Source organism: Nostocoides veronense (assembly GCF_039531185.1).
GTDB classification, from domain to species: Bacteria; Actinomycetota; Actinomycetes; order Actinomycetales; family Dermatophilaceae; genus Nostocoides_A; species Nostocoides_A veronense.
Genome location: NZ_BAAAPO010000050.1, coordinates 21,475 through 44,295, shown reverse-complemented (window position 1 = coordinate 44,295; position 22,821 = coordinate 21,475). Strand labels below are relative to the sequence as shown.

Here is a 22,821-nt window from a genome sequence, read left to right as displayed (position 1 = left end):
GATGTGCTCCTACTGCGGCTGCTCGGCCAACTCGATCATCGGCCGGTTCATGGACGAGCATGTCGAGATCATCAACGCGCTAACCGACCTGCGTGCGGCGTGCCATGAGCGAGAGGCGGAACGCGCCGAGGCTGCTGTAGCGGTGATGGCCGGGCTGCTGCATCCGCATACCCAGGCCGAGGAAGTCGGACTCTTCGCGGTGCTCGCGGAGGACGACGTCTTCACCGAGCACATCGGGAGCCTGTGCTCGGAACACGCCTTGCTCGACGATCTGCTGGACCGCCTCGCGGACGGGTGGTTCGAGGGCTTCGAGGAGTTCGAGTTGCTCCTGCACCGGCATATCGATCGGGAGGACAACGGCCTCTTTCCCGCCGCGAATATTGCGATCAGCGGCGAGGATTGGGAGCGCGTCGTCGCCCTAACCGAAGCCGCGTCCTAGCCCTGTGGCTGCGGCATACTTCCGGTTCCGACGGCGCGCCAGCGCACCTCAGCCGGCGAGCTGGGACGCCCCGAGGTGGGGCAGTTCGCGCCCGAAGGCGCCGCGCTGGTAGTCCTCGAAGGCCTGCATGACCTCGGCCTTGGTGTTCATGACGAACGGGCCGGCCCACGCGATCGGCTCGCGAATCGGCTTGCCGCCCAACAGAATGACTTCCATGCCGCGCTGGCCCTTGGTGTCCGGGCGGTCGGTCGCGGCGACGCGCAGCGCATCACCGCGGCCGAGCACGGCGCTCTGGCCGGCACGAATCGCGGTGCCATCGGGACCGACCGTGCCGACCCCGCCCATGACATACACGAGTGAGTTGAAGTCGGTGCGCCACGGCAGTTCCAGGGTTGCCCCCGGGGCGATCGTGGCGTGCGCCATGACCATGGGACTGTAGGTCGAGCCGGGGCCGCGGTGGCCGCCGAGATCACCGGCGATGAGCCGCACGATGCTCGCACCGTCGGCCGAACTGAACAGCGCGGAGGCGTCGGCGCGCAGGTCCTGATAGCGCGGGGTCACGAGCTTCTGCGCGCGCGGGAGGTTGACCCACAGTTGCAGGCCGTGGAAAAGCCCGCCGGACATCACGAGCTCCTCGGGCGGGGTCTCGATATGCAGCAGGCCGGAGCCCGCAGTCATCCACTGGGTGTCGCCATTAGTGATGCTGCCGCCGCCGCCATGGCTGTCCTGGTGGATGAAGGAGCCGTCCATGATGTAGGTGACGGTCTCGAAGCCACGGTGCGGGTGCCACGGTGTGCCCTTGGGCTCTCCCGGTGCATAGTCCACCTCGCCCATCTCATCCATCATGATGAACGGGTCGAGGTGCGCCAGGTCGATGCCGGCGAAGGCCCGCTTAACCGGGAAGCCCTCGCCCTCGAAGCCGCTGGGAGCGTTCGTGATCGACACGACCCGGCGCTGCATGGCGGTCGGCGCGAGGGGCGCGACCCGGGGCAGAACGGCGAGATCGGGAACGCTGATGGCGGGCATAATTACTCCTGAAATCGTCCTTGCAGTTTCAACTATCCCATGCAAACGCCGCTCCGGGCAACTTTCTTCCCGGTGGGCGGACGCCTCTGGCCAAAGACAGCGCCGCCGCGCAACACCCGGGTCGGGTGCGCGCGGCGGCGCCGAGGTCCAGCCGAGGCCGGATGTCCAGCCCTGTCCGGGCCGGGCCCGCGCGGTGGCGCGGAGGTTGGGGTGGGGTCAGGCGAGCGCGTCGATCTCGGCCTTAATGGCCTCGATCTTGTCGGCGCCGATCATCGCGCCGGCCATGCCGATCGCCTGGGCAGCGGACATACCGCGAACCATGCCGATCATCGGATTCGAGGTGACGCCGGGGGCGTGCTTCTCCATGATCGCCGCGACTTCGGGGTCGTCGAGCAGGGTGCCCATGGTGGTGGTGTTGACGTCATAACGAGCCATGTGGATTCTCTCCTTGATACCAGCGAGTAACTCTTTCCTCAAACCCTATGTCACGCCCATCTCTTCCCCGGCGCGCGCAGAGCGAGAGCCACGTCATACCCGGGCGCCTGCGCGCACCTCACGGCGGTTTGCCGAGGCCCCTAGAGACGGACCCTCCGCTGCTCGGCGCCGCGAGCCGAGCGGCCCTTGTGAACGCGAGCGGGACTAAAGGGCCGCTCCCATCCGCAAACCCCGCTCCGCTCGACACAAAAGCCGCTCGCGTGCAACAACCCCGCTCCGCTGGCCCGACGAGAGGCTGGGAGGCGGCCTAGGAGGGCCCCTAAAGACGGACCTACCGCCTGGTTTTGGCCGTAATCACAGCCAGAACCAGGCGGTAGGTCAGGAGCTAGATCGCGGTCGGTCGTGGATCGCGGCGGTCAGCCCTCGCCGCGGCGGAAGCCCGCGCGCTGGGCGGCGTTCTCGTCGGTGAACCACACATCGGCGACGGTGGCCTCATACCAATCCGAGCCGGGCACCTGGTAGATCCCCAGCGCGAAGACGCCCTTGATCGGGTGGCCGAGCGGCTGGCAGCCGTCCTCGATCGGCGCGGCGGAGCCGACGCTCCAGCCGCCATCGCGGACCTCGTGCTGGTGGTATGCCGCCCCATCCCGAGTCGTCACCACGCCGCCCTCATCGGACTCGCCGTAGACCTCGGCCCCGGCCGCGAGGTCGTGGTGCTCGCTCGCGCGGACCTGCTCGGACTCGGCGACCCAACCACCTTCGGCTGCGGCATCCGCCTGGAAGTCGCCACTGGCGACCCAGTGCTCGCCCTGCTCGGTGGCCGGCGCGTTCGCATGCTGGCCGCCGCCTTCCGATGCCTCCAGCGCACCCGCGGCATCCGCAGACTCCGCTGCCTGAGCCTCGTCATGGCCGTGGTCGTCCTGCCCAGCACCGTGGTCGTCCCGGGAGTGCGCGGCCACCACGCCGGTCGCGGCCGCTGCGAGCCCGGCACCGGCCGCGAGCGCGGCGCTGTTGGCCGAGGACCCGCTGTCAGCCGCGTCGTCCGAGAACTCGCCGGTCGCACCATCCGTGGCGAGCGAGTCGTCACCGGAAAGGTCACCGACCGAGTCCTCCGCAGGCACGGACGTGTCGTCGGTTGCGGTGCCCTCGATGTCGGCGCGGTCGCCCGCATCGTCGACCCAGGTCACGTCGGCATCCGCGGCAGTCTCCGCAGGCGCCGTGGCCGCAGTTTCCGCCGCACCATCGGACGAGGTCTCCGCGTCCGCGGCTAGCGAGTCACCGATGGCGCCATCGCGGGCGGCATACTCCTGCGCCTCGCTGTCTTCGGCGAGCACCGATGCATCGTCATCGGTCATGGCGGCGTCGCTTGCGTCGGCGTCGAGGCCGGAGGCGTCGATGAAGGGCCCGCCGTCGTCCGCGTCCGCATCGGTCGCATCGAGGCCGGAGGCGTCAATGCCGACCGCCTCGTCGTCGAGACCGGAGGCGTCCACCTCGGCGTATGCCGCCGCCGAGCCTTCGTCGTCCAAGCCGGATGCGTCGATCTCGGCGTCATCCGCGAGGCTCACGTCGCCGTCGACGGCGCCAGCCCCGACGTGACCGTCCGCTTCGTCAGCGGCGAGGCCCGCTGCGGACACGCCAATGAAACCCTCGGACTCGATGACGTCCGGAGCACCCTCAGCGTCCGCCGCTACCTCAGCAGTGACGTCATGGCTCTCGTGGGCCTGTCCGCCCTCGAATTCGGCCGCGCGCAGTGCGCCGCTGTCCGCACCCGTCGCCGTGCCATCTCCAGCCAGCCCGTCAACCTCCGAGGCCAGTTCGCCATCCTGCGTCGTCAGCCCGGGCAGGCCGCCATCCTTCGGCAGGTCGAAGTCGTCGGCGTCCCCACTGAGGTCGGGCATCGGGAATTCGCGGTCCGTGGCCTCCAATGCCTCGGCCTCGGCCGCCCGGAAGGCCGCATCGCCCTCGTCGTCCGCGAGCCGCGCCTCGTGGAGCACGCCATCGGCCCCGACATCGAAAGATTCGGCCCCGGCCAGAGATTCGTCGCTCGCCTGTGCTTCGGCCGACATCGCCTCGTGCGCCTCAACATCGGCGACCTCGGAGACGACCGGCTCGTTCATGTCCTCGCCCCGCGAGGCCTCCCACGCCGCCGCGCCGAGCGCGCCGGCTCCGGCCACACCGGCGACGCCCGCTCCCGCGGTGGCGGCCGCAGCGGCAGACAGGCCGTCCGGATCCGCATACGCCCCGGACCCGGCGCCGGCCGCCGGATCGACCTCCCGCGCAGGCGAGATCGGGGCGTCCGGGCGTCGTCGAGAGCCGAGCAGCAACCAGATGATCACGCCGAGCAGCAGCAAGAAGATCAACAGCAGGACGAGGTTTTGGCCTTTGGGCATGACAGCTCCTGTCTTGTCCGAGCGCGCGGACTTCGCGCGCCGGCTCGTGCTAACGGGCGATGGCCACCCATTCATACGGCGAACGATATTCCCCACACCGGCTCCTTGTGGCGCCGGTGCTCCCCCGAAGTGCGCTTATTCGCCCAGACCGAGTTCGCGCGCAGAGGCAGTGCGCATCTCGACCTTGCGCACCTTGCCCGTCACGGTCATCGGGAACTCCTCGACGAGCTTGACGTACTTCGGGATTTTGTAACGCGCGAGATGACCGGTGCAGAAGGCCCGCAGCGACTCGGCGGTGATCGGTTCGGCCCCCTCGCGCAGGCGCAGCCAGGCGCAGAGTTCCTCGCCATATTTCGCATCGGGCACCCCGACCACTTGCGCGTCGAGGACGTCGGGATGGGTGTAGAGGAACTCCTCGATCTCCCGGGGATAGATATTCTCGCCGCCGCGAATGACCATGTCCTTGATCCGTCCGGTGATCCGGACATAGCCGTCGGGGTCCATGATGGCCAGATCGCCGGTCCGCATCCAGCCGTTGACGATGGCCTCGGCCGTCTTGTCCGGCTCGTTCCAATAGCCGAGCATCACCGAATAGCCCTTAGTACAAAACTCGCCCGCCTCGCCACGCGGCAGCGTCTCGCCCGTGACCGGATCCGCGATGCGAATCTCCAAGTGCGGGCCCACCCGTCCCACGGTGCCGACTTTGTGTTCGAATCCATCGTCGGTGCGCGTTTGCGTCGATACGGGGGAGGTTTCGGTCATCCCGTAACAGATCGTCACTTCGTCGATTCCGGCGGTGATGAGCTTCTTCATCATCTCCGCAGGGCAGGGTGAGCCGGCCATGATGCCGGTGCGCACACTGCTCAGGTCGTATGCCGTGAAGTTCGGCAGCGCCCACTCGGCAATGAACATCGTGGGCACGCCATAGAGGGAGGTACAGCGCTCCTGCTGCACGGCAGCGAGCGTCGCCGCGGGGTCGAAGGCAGGGGCGGGAATCACCATGCAAGCGCCATGCGTGGTCGCTGCGAGATTGCCCATCACCATGCCGAAGCAGTGGTAGAAGGGCACGGGTATGCAGATCCGGTCCTCTTCGGAATAGCCGCACACCTCGCCGACGAAGTAGCCATTGTTGAGGATATTTGCGTGGGAGAGCGTGGCGCCCTTGGGGAAACCTGTTGTGCCGGAGGTGTATTGGATGTTGATGGGGTCCTGGGGCTGCAGCGTGGCCGAGACTTTCGCCGCCGCATCGGGCGCGATCTGGTCGGCGTTGGTCAGCAGTGCCGACCAAGAGTCGGTGGCGAAATAGACGACCTCGCGCAGGTCCGGACAGTGGTCGCGCACTGCGTCGACCATGCCTCGATAGTCGCTGTTCTTGAAGGATTCCACGGCGAAGAGCAGGCTGATCCCGGCCTGCTTGAGGACATATTCCAACTCGTGCGTGCGATAGGCCGGGTTGATGTTGACGAGGATGAGCCCGGCGCGCGCCGTGGCGTATTGCACGATCGTCCACTCGGCCCGGTTCGGAGCCCAGATGCCCACCCTCTCCCCCACGGCATACCCCCGGGCCAGCATCGCCCGCGCGAGGCGATCGACTTCGGCACCGAACTCGGCGTAGGTCATCCGGATGCCGCCGGCGATGTCGACGAGCGCCTCCCGGTCACCGAAGCGCTCAATGGTCGCTTGGAGATTGGCATCGATCGTGGTCGTCAGCAGCGGCGTGGTTGTCTCGCCGCGGTCGTGGGCGATCGTGCTGTCGCTCATGGTGACCTCCTGAATGGGTTTGTGGCGGTTAGGGATTCAGAGAATTGCGCCGGGGTTCAGCAAGCCGTCGGGGTCTAGTGCCGATTTGATCCGCCGGGTCAACGCCGTGACCTCGGGCCCAAGCTGATCCGCCAGCGCCGACTTCTTCAGGCGCCCGACTCCGTGCTCGCCGGTGATCGTTCCCCCCAGCTCGATGGCGGCCTGCATGACCTCGGCGAAGGCCCGCTCAGCGCGTTCCAGGGCGCCCGGCTGCGCCGGGTCGTAGATGACATTGGGGTGTGTGTTGCCGTCGCCAGCATGCGCGACGACCGGGATGGGGAGTCCGTGTTCGGCGGAAATGGCGCCGATCCGATCCAGCAGCGCCGGCAGCCGCGGCACCGGCACGCCGACGTCTTCGAGCAGCATCGATCCCTTGCGCTCCAGGGCGGGCAGTGCTGCGCGCCGCGCGGCGAGGAACATCTCGCCCTCGTCCGGATCGGTCGTCGAGAAGACCTCGCTTGCACCAGCGGTCGTGCAGATCTGTTCCACCACAAGCATTTCCGCTGCGCGCGCATCCCCGGGTGAGTCGCATTGCACGACGAGCAGCGCACCCGCGGACCGGTCGAGGCCCATCTCCCGGAAGTCCTCGACGGCGTTGATGGCGTAGTTGTCCATGAACTCCACCAGGGATGGCCGCAACCGGCTGCCCAGGGAGACAACGGCATTCGCGGCTGCCTGCACCGTGGGGAAACTCGCGACGAGGGTCGCCGCAGGCGCGGGTGCGGGGATGAGCCGCAAGGTAGCGCCGACGATGATGCCGAGCGTCCCCTCACTGCCCACGAAGAGCTTCAACAGCGACAGGCCGGCGACATCCTTGATGGTCTGCCCGCCGAGCCGGACGAGTGTCCCGTCCGCCAGGACGACATCGAGGCCGAGGACATAGTCGGTTGTCACGCCATACTTCACGCAGCACAAGCCTCCGGCATTGGTCGCGAGATTGCCTCCGATGGAACAGATCTCGTATGACGAGGGGTCCGGTGGGTAGTGCAGCTGATGCTCACGGGCCGCCCGCTTGACCTCGGCATTGAGGGCCCCGGGCTCCACGACAGCCACGCGCGTGGCCGGGTCGATCGACACCGAACGCATCCGGTCGAGGCTGAGAGTGATCGCCCCGTCGACGGCGAGCGAGCCGCCGGACAGTCCGGACCCGGCGCCGCGCGGGACGATGGCGATGCGATGCTCGGATGCCCATCGGACGACGCCCTGCACCTCGGTGACGGTGCCCGGCCGAGCCACGGCGAGCGGCATACCCGCCCCCGCGCCCTTGGACCAGTCCAGCCGGTAGGACTCCATACGATCCGGATCGGTGAGGAGGAAGTCTTCTCCCACAATGCTTTTGAGTTCGTCGAGATCCGGCATTACAACTCCTGCGGGCGTGCGAGTCGGTCGATGAAGGCGAGCAGCAGCGCCTCGCGCAGCGCGGGTTCGGCAACGGCCAGGAGAGCATTGATCTGCGCCATGCGCTCCGGCAGACCGGCCGAGCCGCCGAGGCCGGCCATGGCCAGCAAGACGTCGAAGGTCGCGTCGTCGAGGTGCGCCGGGTCGAGTTGACTCACGGCGGCACCGATGGCCGGATCCACGCTCACGGGTCCGGTCGCACGAGCCGCCGCCACCGAAGCACGCAACACCTCAAGCAACTCCGGAAGACGCGCGGCCGTTGCAGCGCACAGGCTGAGGTGCACGCTCGCTGGTCCCCCGCGGAAGGGCAGCTGAGGACTGAGCAGCCAACCGCGAGAGTGCATTTCGTCCGCCAGCGTGAAAACATCAAAGCCGGCGTCCGGCGACGCGGCGAGCGCCAGCAGCGTGCTGTCCGGCTCGGCGACAACGGACAATCCGAGCGGCTCCGCAGCAATGACGTGCGCGAGATCCAGCGTTGCCCTGCGCGCCACGCGCGCCAGGTCGCGATAGCCGTCGATGCCGATGAACCGGCTCACGGCCCACGCCGCCGCCAGCGGGCCGCCGGACTTCGTCGACTGCATCGTCGTGTTGAGCATCGTGTAGCCGGGCCAGTCGGCGGCGGCAAAGAAGTGTGATCGGCGCAGCGCGGCGTCGCGGTGCAGCAGGATCGAGACACCCTTTGGCGTGTAGCCGTACTTGTGCAGATCCACGGAGATGCTGCTGACTCCGTCGACCGCGAAATGCCACGGTGGCGCATCGTCGAGGAAGGGCAGCAACCACCCGCCGATGCAGGCATCGACGTGGACGCGAATCCCCCGCTCCCGACCGAGCGCGGCGATCGCCGGAATCGGGTCGATCACCCCGTGGGCATAGGACGGGGCCGAGCCGACGAGCAGGATGGTCGTGTCGTCGATCGCGGCTGCCATCGCGTCCGCATCGGCGCGGTGAGAGTCGGGATCGACATCGACGAAGACCGGCCGAACCCCGAAGTAATGCGCGGCCTTGTGGAAGGCGGCATGGGACGTCGTGGGCAACACCATGGACGGTGCCGCGCGCTGCGCCTCGGTGGCCCCGTGCGCGTCCCGGGCTGCCAGCACGGCCAAGAGGATCGATTCGGTGCCGCCCGAGGTCACGCTTCCGACGAATCCCGCGGGCGCCCCGAGCAGCCCACCGGCCATCGCCACGAGGTCGTTCTCCATGGCCAGCAAGGAGGGGAAGGCGGTGGGATCGAGACCGTTGGTGCCGGCATACATCCCCAGTGCGCTGCGGCCGAGTTCGTCAGCCTCGGCGAGCCCGGAGTCGTAGACATAGGACAGGGTGCGACCCCCCTGTGTCGGCACATCGCGCTCGCCCAGAGCGCGCAGCCGAGCGAGGATCTCCTGCGCCGTCATCGGCGCCTCCGCGGGTGCTGCAAAGCGGCCGGATCGTGCGACGCCGACACCCCGCGCTGGGCACCGGACCAAGAGATGTGGCCCATGCCTGTGAGCCTAGAGGTAGGCCGCCCCAGCCCGGCCTGGGGACGGTCGTTGGTGGACCGACGCGCCGTGCGCTGTTGCCTCCCCGTGGGCGGGCCCGCTAGTCTCCCGCCGACTGCGCACTTTTCGGTCACTCACTCTGAGCAGCACAAATCGTCCCTGATCGACCAATGTCGGCCGCGCGAGGATCCTCCCCCCGATCTCGCGGGCCCGGCCTCCCCCCCCCCCGTTACCTTCGTGATGGGTCCTCGACCTGAGGATCTCGGTCGCTGAGTCCGGCATGACTTACTGCCCCTGTCGTCGATGATCCGGGGGGTGTTGTCACCGGGCTCGGTGGCGTTGGCCGACCGCTGATAGGGACATGGCCACCATGCGTGGTCTCTTCGTAACGTGGGTGCCGGCAGCTGACGCTCCTCCGATCGGCGACCGTTCGGCGCGGATGGAAGGATGCCGACGATGACCGAGTACGCCGCGTATTGCGGCTTGGATGTGGGCAAAGAGGCCCATCACGCGTGCGCCCTGGATCTTGAGGGCAAGCGCCTGTTCGATGCGGAGCTGCCCCAAGACGAGGCCCGGCTGCGTCGCCTGTTCACTGACCTGTCCGGCCATGGCCGGGTCTTGATGGTGGTCGATCAACCGAACACCATCGGCGCCTTGCCGATCGCGGTCGCCCGCTCAATGGGCATCGATGTCGCGTACCTGCCCGGGTTGGCGATGCGACGCATCGCTGATCTCCATCCGGGCAGCGCGAAGACTGATGCTCGTGACGCCTACATCATCGCCGACGCAGCCCGCGCCTTGCCGCACACCCTGCGCCGGGTCGACGTCGGCGAAGAAGCGTTGGCCGAGTTGAAGGTGCTCGTCGGCTTCGACGATGACCTGGCCGGGGAAGCCACCCGCCTGAGCAACCGGATCCGCGGCCTGCTCACCCAGGTGCATCCCGCGCTCGAACGCGTTCTCGGACCACGCGTTTCACAGAAGGCCACCCTCGCGCTGCTCACCCAGTACGGCGGCCCCACCGGCCTGCGCAAGGCCGGACGAGCCCGGTTGCTCCAGGCAGCCCGCAAGGCCAACCCGCGCGGCGCCGACACCCTCATCGAGGCCATCGTGGCGGCCTTGGCCGAGCAAACCGTCACCGTCCCAGGAACCGCTGCCGCGGACCGGGTGCTGCCTAACCTCGCCCGCTCCTTGGCCGACACTTTGGATCAACGTCGCCAGATCGCGGCCGAAGTGGAACAGGTCCTTGATGTCCACCCTCTCGCCGAGGTCCTGACCTCGATGCCCGGAGTCGGAGTCAGGACCGCCGCAAGGATCCTGCTTGAAGTCGGCGACGGCTCCTCCTTCCCCACCGCAGGCCACCTGGCCGCCTACGCCGGCCTGGCTCCCGTCACCCACCGCTCCGGTATCTCGATCCGCGGTGAGCACCCAGCCAGATCAGGCAACAAACACCTCAAGCGAGCGTTCTTCCTCAGCGCCTTCGCCGCCCTGCGCGCCGACCCCAACAGCCGCGCCTACTACGACCGCAAACGAGCCGAAGGCAAGAAGCACAACGCGGCCCTGATCTGTCTCGCCAGACGTCGCTGCGACGTCATACACGCCATGCTCCGCAACCGCCAGCCCTACCAGCCCCGCACCGCCGCTGCCGCTTGACACCGAACATAGGGACACCCCCCCCGCGAGGAAGTCCCCCCATTGCCCAGCACCGACTCGGCCCGCCCGCGCGCAATCGGCCGTCTGGCCCTTGTCACCTTGACCAGCGGGGCGGTGATTCTCACCGGAAGTACGGCAAGCTCGGCTCGTCCGCTGGCGGATGAGCAGGCGAGCGTCCTGGCCGACACGACGGCCCCCAGCCAGCCGACTGGCCTCGCGGCGGTCCCCGCGACCTATGGTGTGGAACTGACGTGGAAAGCCTCGACCGATGACGTGGGGGTCGCCTACTACCTCGTGACCGTCGGCACCCAAACGCGCCAGCCGAAGGAGACCCGGGCCTTCGTCGGGCAACTCGCGGCCAGCACCGACTACACCGCGACGGTGCGGGCCGTCGATGCCGCCGGCAACAAGTCCGCCCCGGCCACGCTGACCTTCCGCACCCTGCCGCCGGCCGACACTCAGGCACCCACCGCGCCCACCGGCCTGACGGCGACGCCCTACACCAATGGCGTCGGCCTGGCCTGGACCGCGGCCACCGACAACATCGGCGTCAAGAACTATGTCGTGACACTCGCCGGGCAAACCAAGACGCTCACGGGCACCTCGACCTACCTCGGCGGCCTCGCGCCGAGCACCGTATATACCGCCAGGGTGCAGGCCGTCGATACCGCCGGAAATGTCTCTGCCGCAACGAAGATCACCTTCACCACCAGGCCGTCCAGTGGCGGCGGGGACACTCAGGCACCGACGGCCCCGACCAATCTCAAGGCCACCCCGGCGTCCACATCGCTCGCCCTGAGCTGGACCGCCGCGACCGACAATGTCGCGGTCACGGCATACACCGTCACCGTCGGCTCGCAGAGCCTCACCGTGACGGGCACGTCCGCGACAGTCACCGGCCTGACGCCTTCGACGGCATACTCCGTCTCCGTCAAGGCACTGGACGCGGCGGGCAACGCCTCCCCAGCGGCCACGCTCTCGGTGACCACGCTGGCCGCGCCGGACACCCAGGCACCGACCGCCCCGACGAATCTCAAGGCCACCCCGGCCACCACGTCGGCTGCCCTCACGTGGACGGCGGCCACCGACAATGTTGCGGTCACGGCCTATACCGTCACCGTCGGCACCCAGAAGCTCACTGTCACGGGCACCTCCGCGACGATCAGCGGGCTGACCCCCGCAACGGCATACACGGCCACCGTCACGGCCAGCGATCTGGCGGGGAACGTCTCCCCGGCGACCTCGGTGGCTTTCACCACGGCGGCGCTGCCGACCGGCCCGAGCATCTATGTCAGCCCCACGGGCTCCGACACTGCTGCCGGCTCGGCAACGGCACCGCTGCGCTCTGTGCAACTCGCCGTGGACCGAGCCACCCCGGGCACGACGATCCGGTTGTATGCCGGGACCTACCGCAACGACAAGACCATCCGGATCCGCAACTCCGGCACCGCGTCCGCGCCCATCACCATCACGCCTGCGGGCAATGGCCCCGTCCTGCTGGATCATCCCGTGGCGACCATGTCGTGCAGCAATAGCAGGCCGGCCCCCGACCGCACCATCACCATCAATGACGGCGCGGACTACTGGACGATCCAGGGCCTGAGCATCAACAACGGAATCTGGCTTGCTGGGAAGCGGTCCAACAACGCCTACAACTGGATCACGAACTATGTGAATGCCGGCAACTGGTCGGCTCGCCGCGCGGCCCCCGGTCACGGCGTCTACGACCCGGCCGCGGCGCGCACCGCGCTGGTTCCGTTCCTGCGCACGGTCACCGGCCACGGCGATCTCGACATGGTCGAAGGCATCACGATCGCCAACAACCACCTCACTGGACGTGGGGTCTACGGCGCGCTCACGTCATACGGCCGGATCACGGGCAACACCATCGACAAGATCCCGTGCGGCATCGGGCCTGGCATCTGGCTGATGACCTTCAGCAATGGCTGGACCATCTCAGGCAATGACGTCTCGGATATCGCTATCTCGTCCGCAGCGCACTTCATGCAGGAAGGCATCCGGATCGGCTCGGCGGCGAACTACAACGAGATCACCGGCAATACCGTCCACGACCTGCCCGGCGATGGCCGAGGCATCAACACCGATGTCGACGCGAGCTGGAACTACATCCACCACAACACGGTTCGCAATGTCGCCATCGGCTACAACGACCAGATGTCCGGCTGGGGCAACCGATGGGAGTACAACACCGTTGATGGCTACCGGGTCTATGGCATCGGCTTCCGGCTCAAGGACGCCACGCTCAGTGCGCCGTCACTCCACAGCAGTTCCTACAAGTCGGTCGCGCGCTGCAATGTCGCGATCCATCCGTTGACCGAGAAGTCCAAAGCGCTCGGCGTCGGGGCGATGATGAACGGCACCTTCGCCGGCAACAATCTGCCGAAGCTGTGGCTGAGCAAGAACCTCAAGACCTATTGGAGCGCCCAGGCCAATACCTGGAATGGCTCGTCCGCCGTGCCGCCGGACGCCCCGCCCTACGTTCCGACCGGCTGCTGAATCTCGCTGCCGCACAGGCAGATCAGGAGGTATGCCGGGTGGTCGCGCTCTCGCGGACGCTCCGCTCATCGAGCCGATAGCGCGCGAGGGCGAGCAGCGAGAGTGCGATCACAACAGCTGGCACGAGCGAAAAGCCGAGGTGGATCGCTGTCACGGCGCGGGTGCTTTGCTCGACCTCGCCGCCGCTGGAGGAGACGTAACCACCCGCCGCGAGCACGGCGGCATACAGCCCGGGACCGAGCGCTAGGCCCAGGGTTTCCGCGCCGGTCCACACTCCGGTGAAAACGCCGATCCGGTTCTCGCCGGTGCGGTCTGCGTCGACGGCCGCGACATCGGGCAGCATCGCGAGCGGGAAGAGTTGCGCCCCGGCATACCCGATCCCGATGACGGCGACGGCCGCCGCGAGGACGGCCAGCGAGCGGCCCTTGGCGGCGAAGACCGCGAGGGCGCCGAGGAGCAGGCAGAGGGTGGCGGCGCCATAGCCCCACCGCTTGCCGGCCTTCGCCGCGACGAGCTGCCAGAGCGGGGTGACGATGAGCGCCGGCGCGACAAAGCAGATGAAGAGGATGGTGGAGGCACCGGAGCGCCCCATGCTCCACCGGGCCACATAGTCGACACCGGCGAGCAGGCAACCAATGGCCAGCGCCTGCAGGACGTAGGTCAAAAGGAGCAGCCGGAAGTTCCGGTCGCCGGCGACCAGCCGCAACTGCTCGCCCAACCCCGCGCTGGGAGCGGGGATGTCGGCGAGCGGAGCGCCCGCGGTGCCCCGCCAGGCGGCATACGTCCCGAACAAGATGAGCAGCCCGACGAAGAGACCGACGAGGCGGTAGCCCCAGGTGGCGCCCCCGAGGTCACGGATCACGGGGGCGAGCCCGCCGCTGAGCAGGATGGCGAGGGCCAGGATCGCGACCCGCCAGGTCATCAGGCGGGTGCGCTCGGCCGGATCTCTCGTGAGCTCCGCGGGCATGGCGACATAGGGCACCTGGAAGAAGGCGTATGCCGTCGCGCACGCGAGGAAGGCCACGGCCACCCACAGCGCCCCGAGCCAGGTGGGAGCCGTCGGGCCGGCGAAAAGCAGGACGAATAGCAGGGCGAGAGCCGTCCCGGCCCGCAGGAGGAAGGGGCGGCGGCGGCCACCGGGGTGCGTGGAGGCGTCGCTGATACGCCCGGCGATCGGGTTGAGGAGGACATCCCACGCCTTCGGCAAGAGCACGATCAGCCCCGCGAGCCCGGCGGCGATCCCGATGTGATCGGTGAGGAAAGGCAGCAGAAGAAGACCGGGGACGGTGCCGAAGGATCCGGTTGCCACCGAGCCCAGCCCGTAACCGGTCCGGACGCGGCGCGGCAGGCCACTGTGCGTGCTCACGAGCGCCAATCTAGGGTGCCCAGTGCTGTGATCGGCTCCCGAAGAAATTGACACCGCGCGTACTGGGCAACTCGCGAGTAGGTTTGAGGGGTGAGCCACCTCCCGAGCCTCGCGATCGACTCGAACGCCTCCGCCGGCGCCGCGGTCGTGGAAGCTGCCGTGAACGCCGGGGCCGAGGCGATGTTCACCCTCTCGGGGGCGCACATCTTCCCGCTGTATGACGCGGCGCACCGCGGCGACGCCCCCCTGCGGATGGTGGACGTCCGACACGAGGCGAGCGCGGTCTTCGCGGCGGAGGCTGTCGGAAAGCTCACGCGCACACCGGGTTTCGCGGTGGTCACAGCCGGACCGGGGGTCACCAACGTGCTCAGCCCGATCACGCAGGCCTGCTTCGCCGGCGCCCCGCTGGTCGTCTTCGGCGGCCGCGCCCCGGAGTTCACCTGGGGCCGCGGCGCCTTGCAAGAGCTGGACCAGGCACCGATCTTCAGCACGGTGACGAAGGGCAGCCGCACGGTGCGAACCGCCGCCGAGGCGGGCACGGCCACCGCTGAGGCCTTTGCGACGGCTGGTCGCGCGCATCGCGGTCCGGTCTTCCTGGAGGCGGGCATCGACATCCTCTTCAGCCCGCGCGATTCGACGCCCGGCGCTGGGGGCGTCGGTGAGGAGGCCGGCGCTCCGCGGGCCGTGACGGGTGATCTGGAGCAGATCGCGGCCCTGATCCGAGCGGCTGAGCGCCCGATCGTCGTGCTCGGCGGCGATGTCTGGAGCGATGGCGCGGAGGGTGCGGCGCTGGCCTTCGTCGAGACCTTGGGCCTGCCCGTCGTGAGCAATGGGATGGGCCGTGGAATCGTGCCGGGCGGGCACCCGTGCTGCGTCACCCGCGCCCGCAAACCCGCCTTCAGCGGCTGCGATCTCGCGCTGGTCATCGGCACCCCCCTGGACTTCCGGATCGGCTATGGCGCCTTCGGGCCGTATGACGCCCCCGCCGCCGTCGTCCACCTGGCCGACTCGCCTGAGCAGGTCGCCACGCACCGCCCGCTTGCGGCGAGCGCAGCCGGCGATCTCTCCACCATCTTGACCACGCTGGGCGACCTGGTCGGGCACCCCGGGCGCTGGGGCGAGTGGGTGAACGGACTGAGCGAGGCGTCCCGGGCGGCATACCTCGGGGACGGGGACATCCTTGCGGCGCAACGCGATCCGATCCACCCGGCCCGCATCTATGGCGAGTTGATGCCGCGTCTGAGCGACGACACCATCGTCATCGGCGATGGCGGCGACTTCGTGTCGTGGGCCGGCCGCTTCATCCACCCCAAGCGGCCCGGCCGATGGCTCGACCCAGGTCCGTTCGGGTGCCTCGGGGCCGGGCTGGGGGCCGCCATCGGCGCCCGCGTCGCCGACCCGGACAGCCCGATCGTGCTGCTAGTCGGCGACGGGGCGGCCGGTATGTCACTCATGGACGTCGACACCCTCGTGCGGCACAAGCTGCCGATCGTCGTGGTGATGGGCAACAACTCCGCGTGGGGTCTGGAAAAGGGCCCGATGCGGATGGTCTACAGCTATGACATCCTCGCCGACCTGGCCCCGCAGACGCGCTATGACGAGGTGGTGCGAGCACTCGGCGGCGCTGGGGAATTGGTCACCCGCCCCGAAGCGATCGGGCCGGCCATCGACCGCGCCTTTGCCTCGGGCGTGCCCTATCTGGTCAATATCGTGACCGATCCGGAGATCGCCTATCCGCGCTCGACGACGGGTCTGTGACCAAGCCGGTGCCGCTCGCGCCGAAATGAGTTCGTCCGGCACCGGCGGGGAAGGCACAATCGCGGCATGAAGCCGATCGTCCAGAGCCGCAAGCTGCAGGGTGTCCGTTATGACGTGCGAGGTCCCATCCTCGTCGAGGCCCAGCGACTCGAGGCCGAGGGCCACAAGATCCTCAAGCTCAATATCGGCAACACCGCGCCCTTCGGCTTCGCCGCCCCCGAGGCGATCCTGGCCGACATGGTCCACAACCTGCCGGACGCGCAGGGCTATAGCGACTCGCGTGGCATCTACTCGGCGCGCACCGCGGTGGCGCAGTACTACCAATCCAAGGGTCTGAAGGACACCGTGGTCGATGATGTTTTCATCGGCAATGGCGTCTCCGAACTGATCTCGATGGTGTTGACGGCCTTCATCGACGATGGCAACGAGATTCTCGTTCCGGCGCCCGACTATCCCCTGTGGACCGGAGCGGTCACCCTCGCCGGCGGCACCCCGGTGCACTACCTGTGCGACGAGGACAACGACTGGAATCCCGATCTCGCGGATATCGAAGCGAAGATCACGCCAAACACGCACGCCCTGGTCATCATCAACCCCAACAATCCAACCGGCGCGGTCTACAGCGAGGGCATCGTGCGCGGGATGGTCGATATTGCCCGCCGGCACAATCTCGTCGTCATGGCGGATGAGATCTACGAGAAGATCATTTTCGATGATGCGGTCCACCACCACGCGGCGACCTTCTGCGCCGATGACGTTCTCTGCCTGACCTTTTCGGGCCTGTCCAAGGCCTATCGCGTGTGCGGCTATCGCGCCGGTTGGGTGATGATCTCCGGCCCGAAGCACATGGCCACCGACTTCCTCGAGGGCCTGACCCTGCTCGCCAATATGCGGATGTGCGCCAATGTGCCCGCCCAGCACGCGATCCAGACCGCCCTCGGCGGCTATCAGTCGATCAACGAGCTGATCGTCCCCGGCGGCCGGTTCTATGAGCAGATCAAATTGGCGAGCAAGCTGCTCAACGACATTCCGGGTGTCTCCTGTGTCGAGCCGAAGGGCGCGCTCTACTGCTTCCCCTGCCTCGACCCAGAGGTCTATCCCATCGCTGATGATCAGGAATTCGTCATCGACCTGCTGCGCGCCAAGAAGATCCTCGTCACGCACGGGACCGGCTTCAACTGGCCGACACCGGATCACTTCCGGCTGGTCACCCTGCCCGGCGTGGAGGTGCTCACCGAGGCGATCGACCGGATCGCGGGCTTCCTGGAGACGCGCCGCGTCGCCTAGGAGCGTTGCCGCGGGGTTCGGGAGGCCGGTCCGGCTCTACCGGTGGTCGGTGAAATGGCCGGTAGCATGGACGGGCTATGACTTCGCCTGCCCGCCCCGACGGCCGCACGGTGAGCGGGAACGGCAAGTGGTTCCTTCTCGCCCTCTGCCTGGCCGCTATCGCCGTCTTCGGACTGCTGTGGCCCTCGATCCAGGAATGGCGGGAACGGACCAATGACTCGACGCTTTCGGTCGTGGATCTGAAGATCTTCCCGCTGACCGCTGACGCCAAGAAAGAGTGCACGAAGGCCGACACCGCTGCTCTGCAGCGGGCGACGACCGCCGTCACCGGCACCTTCATCGGCGTGGACGGCACCACGGCGACCTTCGATGCCGACCACTGGTACCGCGGCGGCCCCGCCGATCGGATCACCATCACCTCCTCCTCGACCGCCAAGCTCAACGAGGGCCTGAAGGCGGCCGGCCTGGACGGCGGGCGGGTGCTCATCGCCTCGCGTTCCGGCGAGGTCCTGATGTGCGGCGAGTCCGGCCCCTATTCGGACGAGCTCGGCGCCCTGTACGTCACGACCTACGGCCAGGCTGCGGCGAGCTGACGGCGGAGACCCATGGCGGCCTTCACCCCGGCAGAGGGTGCCGATCGGCTCGCCCATGGGGTCGAATGCCTGACCGATCTGCCTCGGGGCCTGTGGGTGCACGACGCCTGAGTGCCTAGGTCGCCGCTCAGCCGTTGTCGAGGTGGGTCAGGGTCAGGTCCCGCATTCGACACCGGGTGGGGTATCGAAGGCGGGACCGCCTGCTCAGGAGCGGTGGTGGACGTCCTGGAGCCGGTACACGGGAGTCTCGATTCCCGCGTGTCGCGCCTTGAGTTGGAGCGCGAGATAGAGCGAGTAGTGGCGCGACTGGTGCAGATTGCCGCCGTGCATCCACAGGTTGCACACCTGCGTCGGCTTCCACATATTGCGCTGCTCGCCCTCCCATGGGCCGGGGTCGAGGGTGGTCTCGGAACCGAGGCCCCAGCACTTGCCGAGCTCGTCGGCGGTCTCCTGGTCGATCAGATCGGCGACCCACCCATTCATCGAGTTGTAGCCCGTGGCGAAGACCACGACGTCGGCCGGGAGCTGCGTGCCGTCCTCCAGGACGACCGCGTCCTCGGTCAGCCGGACGACCTGACCGTGGGCCAGCTTGACGTCCCCGCTGGCGACGAGGTCCGCCGCGCCGACGTCGATGTAGTAGCCGGATCCGCGTCGCAGGTACTTCATGAACAGGCCCGACCCGTCGTCGCCCCAGTCGAGCCAGAAGCCGGCCTGCTCGAGTCGGTCGTAGAAGTCCTTGTCGACCTCGGCCATCTTCTCGTAGGCGGGAATCTGGAACTCATGCAGGATCCGGTATGGCAGCGAGGCGAAGATGAGGTCGGCCTTCTCCGTCGTCACCCCAGCGGCCAGGGCGCGCTCGGAGTAGAGGTCGCCGAGGCCATACTCCATCAGGCTGCCGCTCTTGACGATATGCGTCGAACTGCGCTGCACCATCGTCACATCGGCGCCGTGCTCCCACAACGCCCCGCAGATGTCGAAGGCACTGTTGTTACTGCCGATCACGACCACCCGCTTGCCGGTGTAAGCATCCGGGCCGGGGTGCTGGGAGGAGTGGTGGACCTCACCGCGGAAGATGTCCATGCCGTCGATCTGCGGCATCCGGGCCTTGCCCGACATACCCGTGGCGAAGACGAGCTGGGTCGGGTGCAGGGTGAGCGACTCACCGTCGCGGGTCACCTCGACCGTCCAGCGTCCCTCCTGCTCCGACCACGAGGCCGAGTTTGCCTGGGTGTCAGACCAATAGGGAACCTCCATGATCTTGACATAGGACTCGAGCCAGTCGGCGATCTTGTCCTTCGGCGCGAAGACCGGCCAGTTGTCGGGGAACTTGATGTACGGCAGGTGGTCGTACCAGACCGGGTCGTGCAGGCAGAGCGACTTGTAGCGCCCGCGCCACTGGTCACCGGGCCGGTGGTAACGGTCGATGACCAGGCTCGGCACACCGAGCTGGCGCAGTCGGGCGCCGAGGGCGATGCCGCCCTGGCCACCACCGATGACCAGGACGTAGGGCTGGGTCGTCAGGCCAAGGGAGGCGTCCTCCTGCTCTCGCTTCTCCTTCCAGGTCGTGCGATCCCGGCTGGCGCCGTGCTCCGCGCCCATCGGGCGCCGGATGCCGCGCGGCTCCTCGTGACCCTTGAGTTCTTGCAGGGCGGTCAAGAAGGTCCAGGCTCGGTCCTGGCCGTCCTCCTCGACGAGCCGAAGCAGGCCGATCCCGCGACCGACCGCCGTCTCGAAGGTGAACCATGCGGTGATCACCCCGTCAGCCTCGGTCCCCGGCTCGCTGGAGGCGAATGTCGACGGGTCGGTCCGCTCGAGGGTCTCGGTGAGCAGGTCGCGAACCCCGTCACGGTCCTCGACCGTGGTGAGATTCCAGCTGAACGAGACCAGGTCCCGCCAGAAGCTGCGCCTCGCGAACATCTGCGCGGCCGCCTCGACATCGCGGCTGGCCAATGCCTCCTCGAAACTGGCGAGCCACGCGTCTGCGCGATCCGCGGCCGAGGGGGCCTGCGCCGGTCGTTCCAATATGTCGGTCATCGGACTTCTCCTCCGCTCGCCGGGGTCCTCGTCGACCCGCGTCTCGCAGATCACACCGCCTCGCGAGATCCGAGAAAAGGGTTGCACGGTGTTGCAGCGGCACTCCCTCGACTCGGTGCGCTGCGCTCAGGTCCGGTCTACGCTGTGTGCACCCCCGGCCACCTGGGCGTCGGGCGGAAGGAGTCGACGATGGCGTCGGACACCAGCAGCGCCGTCCACCCCGGGACGGACCTGGCTGAGCACGCACGCGCTCTGCGCCGCGTTCATGACGCGGTGATGGGCGGCTCTCGCCCCTCGCGCGACCTGCGCCCCCTGGTCTCCCGCTCGTGGTCGCGCGTCCTGGCCATCGGGTTGGACCCGACCCACGCCAACGCTCGGGACCCGCTCCCCTGGTCCGAGGTCGAGCGTCGCCGCGCGGGCTCACCGCTCGCCCTCGTTGTCCAGGAGATTCGGGCCGTCCTGACGTCCGTCGCCGAGGCATCCCGCTTCATCGTCGTCGTCACCGACGCCGAGGGCGTCATCCTCTGGCGCGAAGGCTCGGCCGGAGTGCTACGGCGGGCCGATGGGCTCGGTTTCACCGAGGGGGCGATCTGGACCGAGGAGCACGTCGGGACGAATGCGATAGGCACCGCACTCGCGGAGGAGGCCCCGGTCCAACTCTTCTCGGCCGAGCACTTCGAGCAGGGTCAGCACGGGTGGTACTGCACGGCATTCCCGGTGCACGATCCGCGGACCGGGACCTTTGTCGGCGTCGTCGACGTCTCCGGTCCGGCCCTCATGCTCCATCCAGCCCTCCTTGCCCACGTCGACACCGCGACCCGCCTCGCCGAGGCACGACTGTGGCGGCGCCATGAGGAGGCGCTGTCGCGACTTCGGCGCTCGGCTGACCCGGTGCTGGCCACGACGAGCGGACCGCTGCTCCTGGTCGATGATGAGGGGTGGGTCGCGCACTACAGCGGCGTGCTGGTCCGCGATCGGATCGCGGCGCCTCGATCCGATCGGCCGCTGCACGTGCCTGGCCTCGGGCTATGCCTGCCCGAACGGCTCGGCGAGGGCTGGCTCGTGCGCCCGGACCGGCGCGGCGCCACCCTGCGGGCGCACTTGGCAACCTCGGGAGCGGAAGCCGTGCTCGAGGTCGCCGGCTCGGACGGGGATGGGTGGCGAGCGCAACTCTCGCCGCGGCACGCGACGATCTTGCGCCTGATCGCGGGCGCCGGTGCCGAGGGGTTGACGGCCGCTGCGCTGAGCCGTCTCCTCTTCGGCGACGACGAGCATCAAGTGACCGTCCGCGCCGAGATGAGCCGGCTGCGCCGCGCCATCGGTGCCCTCGTGGCCACTGGGCCATACCGGATCGCCGACGGGGTCGACTTCACCTGCCCGCCCGTCCAGGAGGGCGAATCGGTCGCGCCATGAGTGATGGACGCCGACCAACTCACCCTCCGAGACGGCACTATTCGGGATTCGCCCGTATGCCGGACCGGCCCCGATGGGGGTAGGGCCCTCCGGAACGGCCTTAGTGCGCCAGCGCCGGTTCCGGCGCGTCGGCGACCCGGGAGGCCCGGGCCCAGACCGTCTCGCCTGCCGCCAGATGCTGCCGATCTACCTCGGCGCGGGTGATCTGCGCCGCGAACCGCTCGCCGACCTCATCACGCAACTCCACCCGCACCTCGAAGCCGAGACGCACGACGCGTTCCACGGTGGTCACAACGCCGGCGGTCGAGCGTGATATCGAGCAAGCCTTGATGGATCGCCTCAAGCAGACGCTTCTTGAGTTCGGACGCGGATTCACCTTCGCCGGGCGCCAGGTGCACCTCGACGTCGGTGCGCAAGCTGGCGTCCGAGAATGGCATCGATCTAGCCAGCATCACCGGGACCGGTATCGGTGGCCGGATCCGCAAGCAGGACGTGCTGGACGCCGCGGAGAAGACCAAGGCCCCAGCGCCGGCGCCCGAAGCGCCGGCAGCCGGCTCGGCGCCGGCCACGCCCAGCCCGGCAGCGACGGACTCGCGACGGGGCACCCGCGAGAAGATGACCCGACTGCGCAAGATCATCGCGCAGCGGATGGTCGAATCCCTCCAGGTCTCGGCTCAGCTCACCACCGTGGTCGAGGTCGACATGACCAGGTTGCGCGGCTGCGCGACCGGGCCAAGGGCGACTTCGAGCGGCGTGAAGGCACCAAGCTGTCCTTCCTACCGTTCATCGCCCTGGCGACCTGCGAGGCCCTCAAGGCCCACCCGGGCGTCAACGCCAGCATCGAGGGCGACGAGGTCGTCTACCACGGCAGTGAGAACCTGGCGATCGCCGTGGACACCCCCAAGGGCCTCATCGTTCCGGTGCTCAAGAACGCCGGCGACACCATCACCAACACCGGCAGCCGGGGCGCCCTCTTCGACACCCCGATCCTGAACCAGCCGCAGGTGGCGATGTTGGGTACCGGAGCCATCGTGCGCCGGCCGGTGGTGATCGACGCCGATGGCACCGAGACCATCGCCATCCGCTCGATGATGTTCCTCGCGCTCTCCTATGACCACCGGATTGTGGACGGCGCCGACGCCGCGCGCTTCCTCAGCACGGTCAAGGAGCGGCTTGAGGAAGGGCGTTTCGAGGCCTCGCTCGGCCTGTGAGCTTCTGCCTGTAACCCACGGGCAGTGAT

16 protein-coding genes and 1 pseudogene are annotated in these 22,821 nt (G+C 68.3%); 8 read left to right on the top strand and 9 right to left on the bottom strand.

What is annotated here, in order from left to right; all coding sequences use genetic code 11:
* Position 1: 1 nt before the first annotated feature.
* A complete protein-coding gene (locus tag ABD225_RS15965) occupies positions 2 to 439 on the top strand; it encodes a hemerythrin domain-containing protein (protein ID WP_344087739.1) in 438 nt (145 codons plus the stop codon).
* A 48-nt stretch (positions 440 to 487) separates the two neighbouring features.
* Here the strand turns inward: ABD225_RS15965 and ABD225_RS15960 are convergent, their stop codons facing one another.
* The 6 genes from ABD225_RS15960 to ABD225_RS15935 all read right to left on the bottom strand — a co-directional run bounded on the left by ABD225_RS15960 (position 488) and on the right by ABD225_RS15935 (position 8,879).
* On the bottom strand, positions 488 to 1,465 hold the full coding sequence (locus ABD225_RS15960; RefSeq protein ID WP_344087736.1) for a pirin family protein: 978 nt from the start codon (positions 1,463 to 1,465) through the stop codon (positions 488 to 490).
* Positions 1,466 to 1,681: 216 nt separating this feature from the next.
* The gene (locus ABD225_RS15955) at positions 1,682 to 1,900 is read right to left on the bottom strand and encodes a hypothetical protein (protein ID WP_344087733.1); all 219 of its coding nucleotides are present in this window, start codon (positions 1,898 to 1,900) and stop codon (positions 1,682 to 1,684) included.
* A gap of 416 nt (positions 1,901 to 2,316) precedes the next feature.
* On the bottom strand, positions 2,317 to 4,290 hold the full coding sequence (locus ABD225_RS15950; RefSeq protein ID WP_344087730.1) for a sunset domain-containing protein: 1,974 nt from the start codon (positions 4,288 to 4,290) through the stop codon (positions 2,317 to 2,319).
* A 135-nt stretch (positions 4,291 to 4,425) separates the two neighbouring features.
* The gene (locus ABD225_RS15945; RefSeq protein WP_344087727.1) at positions 4,426 to 6,051 is read right to left on the bottom strand and encodes an AMP-binding protein; all 1,626 of its coding nucleotides are present in this window, start codon (positions 6,049 to 6,051) and stop codon (positions 4,426 to 4,428) included.
* A gap of 36 nt (positions 6,052 to 6,087) precedes the next feature.
* The gene (locus ABD225_RS15940; RefSeq protein WP_344087724.1) at positions 6,088 to 7,449 is read right to left on the bottom strand and encodes an FAD-binding oxidoreductase; all 1,362 of its coding nucleotides are present in this window, start codon (positions 7,447 to 7,449) and stop codon (positions 6,088 to 6,090) included.
* Positions 7,449 to 8,879, bottom strand: coding sequence for a pyridoxal phosphate-dependent decarboxylase family protein (locus ABD225_RS15935; RefSeq protein ID WP_344087721.1), 1,431 nt, complete (start codon positions 8,877 to 8,879; stop codon positions 7,449 to 7,451). The genes ABD225_RS15940 and ABD225_RS15935 overlap by 1 nt, the downstream gene beginning before the upstream one ends.
* Before the next feature lie 531 nt (positions 8,880 to 9,410).
* Between ABD225_RS15935 and ABD225_RS15930 the strand changes: the two genes are divergently transcribed.
* Both ABD225_RS15930 and ABD225_RS15925 read left to right on the top strand, forming a co-directional pair.
* On the top strand, positions 9,411 to 10,613 hold the full coding sequence (locus ABD225_RS15930; protein ID WP_425564467.1) for an IS110 family RNA-guided transposase: 1,203 nt from the start codon (positions 9,411 to 9,413) through the stop codon (positions 10,611 to 10,613).
* Between the two features lie 42 nt (positions 10,614 to 10,655).
* Positions 10,656 to 13,130 carry a fibronectin type III domain-containing protein gene (locus tag ABD225_RS15925; RefSeq protein ID WP_344087715.1) on the top strand — a complete coding sequence of 825 codons (2,475 nt, stop codon included), beginning with the start codon at positions 10,656 to 10,658 and terminating at the stop codon, positions 13,128 to 13,130.
* A gap of 22 nt (positions 13,131 to 13,152) precedes the next feature.
* On the opposite strand, the gene ABD225_RS15920 is transcribed toward ABD225_RS15925, so the two are convergent.
* Positions 13,153 to 14,496: an MFS transporter gene (locus tag ABD225_RS15920; RefSeq protein ID WP_344087712.1), complete on the bottom strand. Its 1,344-nt coding sequence runs from the start codon at positions 14,494 to 14,496 to the stop codon at positions 13,153 to 13,155.
* Between the two features lie 90 nt (positions 14,497 to 14,586).
* Between ABD225_RS15920 and ABD225_RS15915 the strand changes: the two genes are divergently transcribed.
* The 3 genes from ABD225_RS15915 to ABD225_RS15905 all read left to right on the top strand — a co-directional run bounded on the left by ABD225_RS15915 (position 14,587) and on the right by ABD225_RS15905 (position 18,134).
* A complete protein-coding gene (locus tag ABD225_RS15915) occupies positions 14,587 to 16,254 on the top strand; it encodes an acetolactate synthase (RefSeq protein WP_344087709.1) in 1,668 nt (555 codons plus the stop codon).
* A gap of 66 nt (positions 16,255 to 16,320) precedes the next feature.
* On the top strand, positions 16,321 to 17,541 hold the full coding sequence (locus tag ABD225_RS15910) for a pyridoxal phosphate-dependent aminotransferase (RefSeq protein WP_344087706.1): 1,221 nt from the start codon (positions 16,321 to 16,323) through the stop codon (positions 17,539 to 17,541).
* A 77-nt stretch (positions 17,542 to 17,618) separates the two neighbouring features.
* Positions 17,619 to 18,134: a hypothetical protein gene (locus tag ABD225_RS15905; protein ID WP_344087703.1), complete on the top strand. Its 516-nt coding sequence runs from the start codon at positions 17,619 to 17,621 to the stop codon at positions 18,132 to 18,134.
* A gap of 204 nt (positions 18,135 to 18,338) precedes the next feature.
* Here ABD225_RS15905 and ABD225_RS15900 read toward each other — a convergent pair whose 3' ends face one another.
* Positions 18,339 to 20,168 carry an NAD(P)-binding domain-containing protein gene (locus ABD225_RS15900; RefSeq protein ID WP_344087700.1) on the bottom strand — a complete coding sequence of 610 codons (1,830 nt, stop codon included), beginning with the start codon at positions 20,166 to 20,168 and terminating at the stop codon, positions 18,339 to 18,341.
* Positions 20,169 to 20,357: 189 nt separating this feature from the next.
* On the opposite strand from ABD225_RS15900, the gene ABD225_RS15895 reads away from it, so the two are divergent.
* Positions 20,358 to 21,581 (top strand): GAF domain-containing protein, encoded by a 1,224-nt coding sequence (locus ABD225_RS15895; protein ID WP_344087697.1) that lies wholly within the window; start codon positions 20,358 to 20,360, stop codon positions 21,579 to 21,581.
* 100 nt (positions 21,582 to 21,681) lie between these two features.
* Here ABD225_RS15895 and ABD225_RS15890 read toward each other — a convergent pair whose 3' ends face one another.
* Complete coding sequence (locus ABD225_RS15890; protein WP_344087694.1) at positions 21,682 to 21,873, bottom strand: TOBE-like domain-containing protein; 192 nt, start codon at positions 21,871 to 21,873, stop codon at positions 21,682 to 21,684.
* A 74-nt stretch (positions 21,874 to 21,947) separates the two neighbouring features.
* On the opposite strand from ABD225_RS15890, the pseudogene ABD225_RS15885 reads away from it, so the two are divergent.
* Positions 21,948 to 22,792 (top strand): annotated as a pseudogene (locus ABD225_RS15885) (2-oxo acid dehydrogenase subunit E2); the annotation flags it as partial.
* Positions 22,793 to 22,821: the final 29 nt, after the last annotated feature.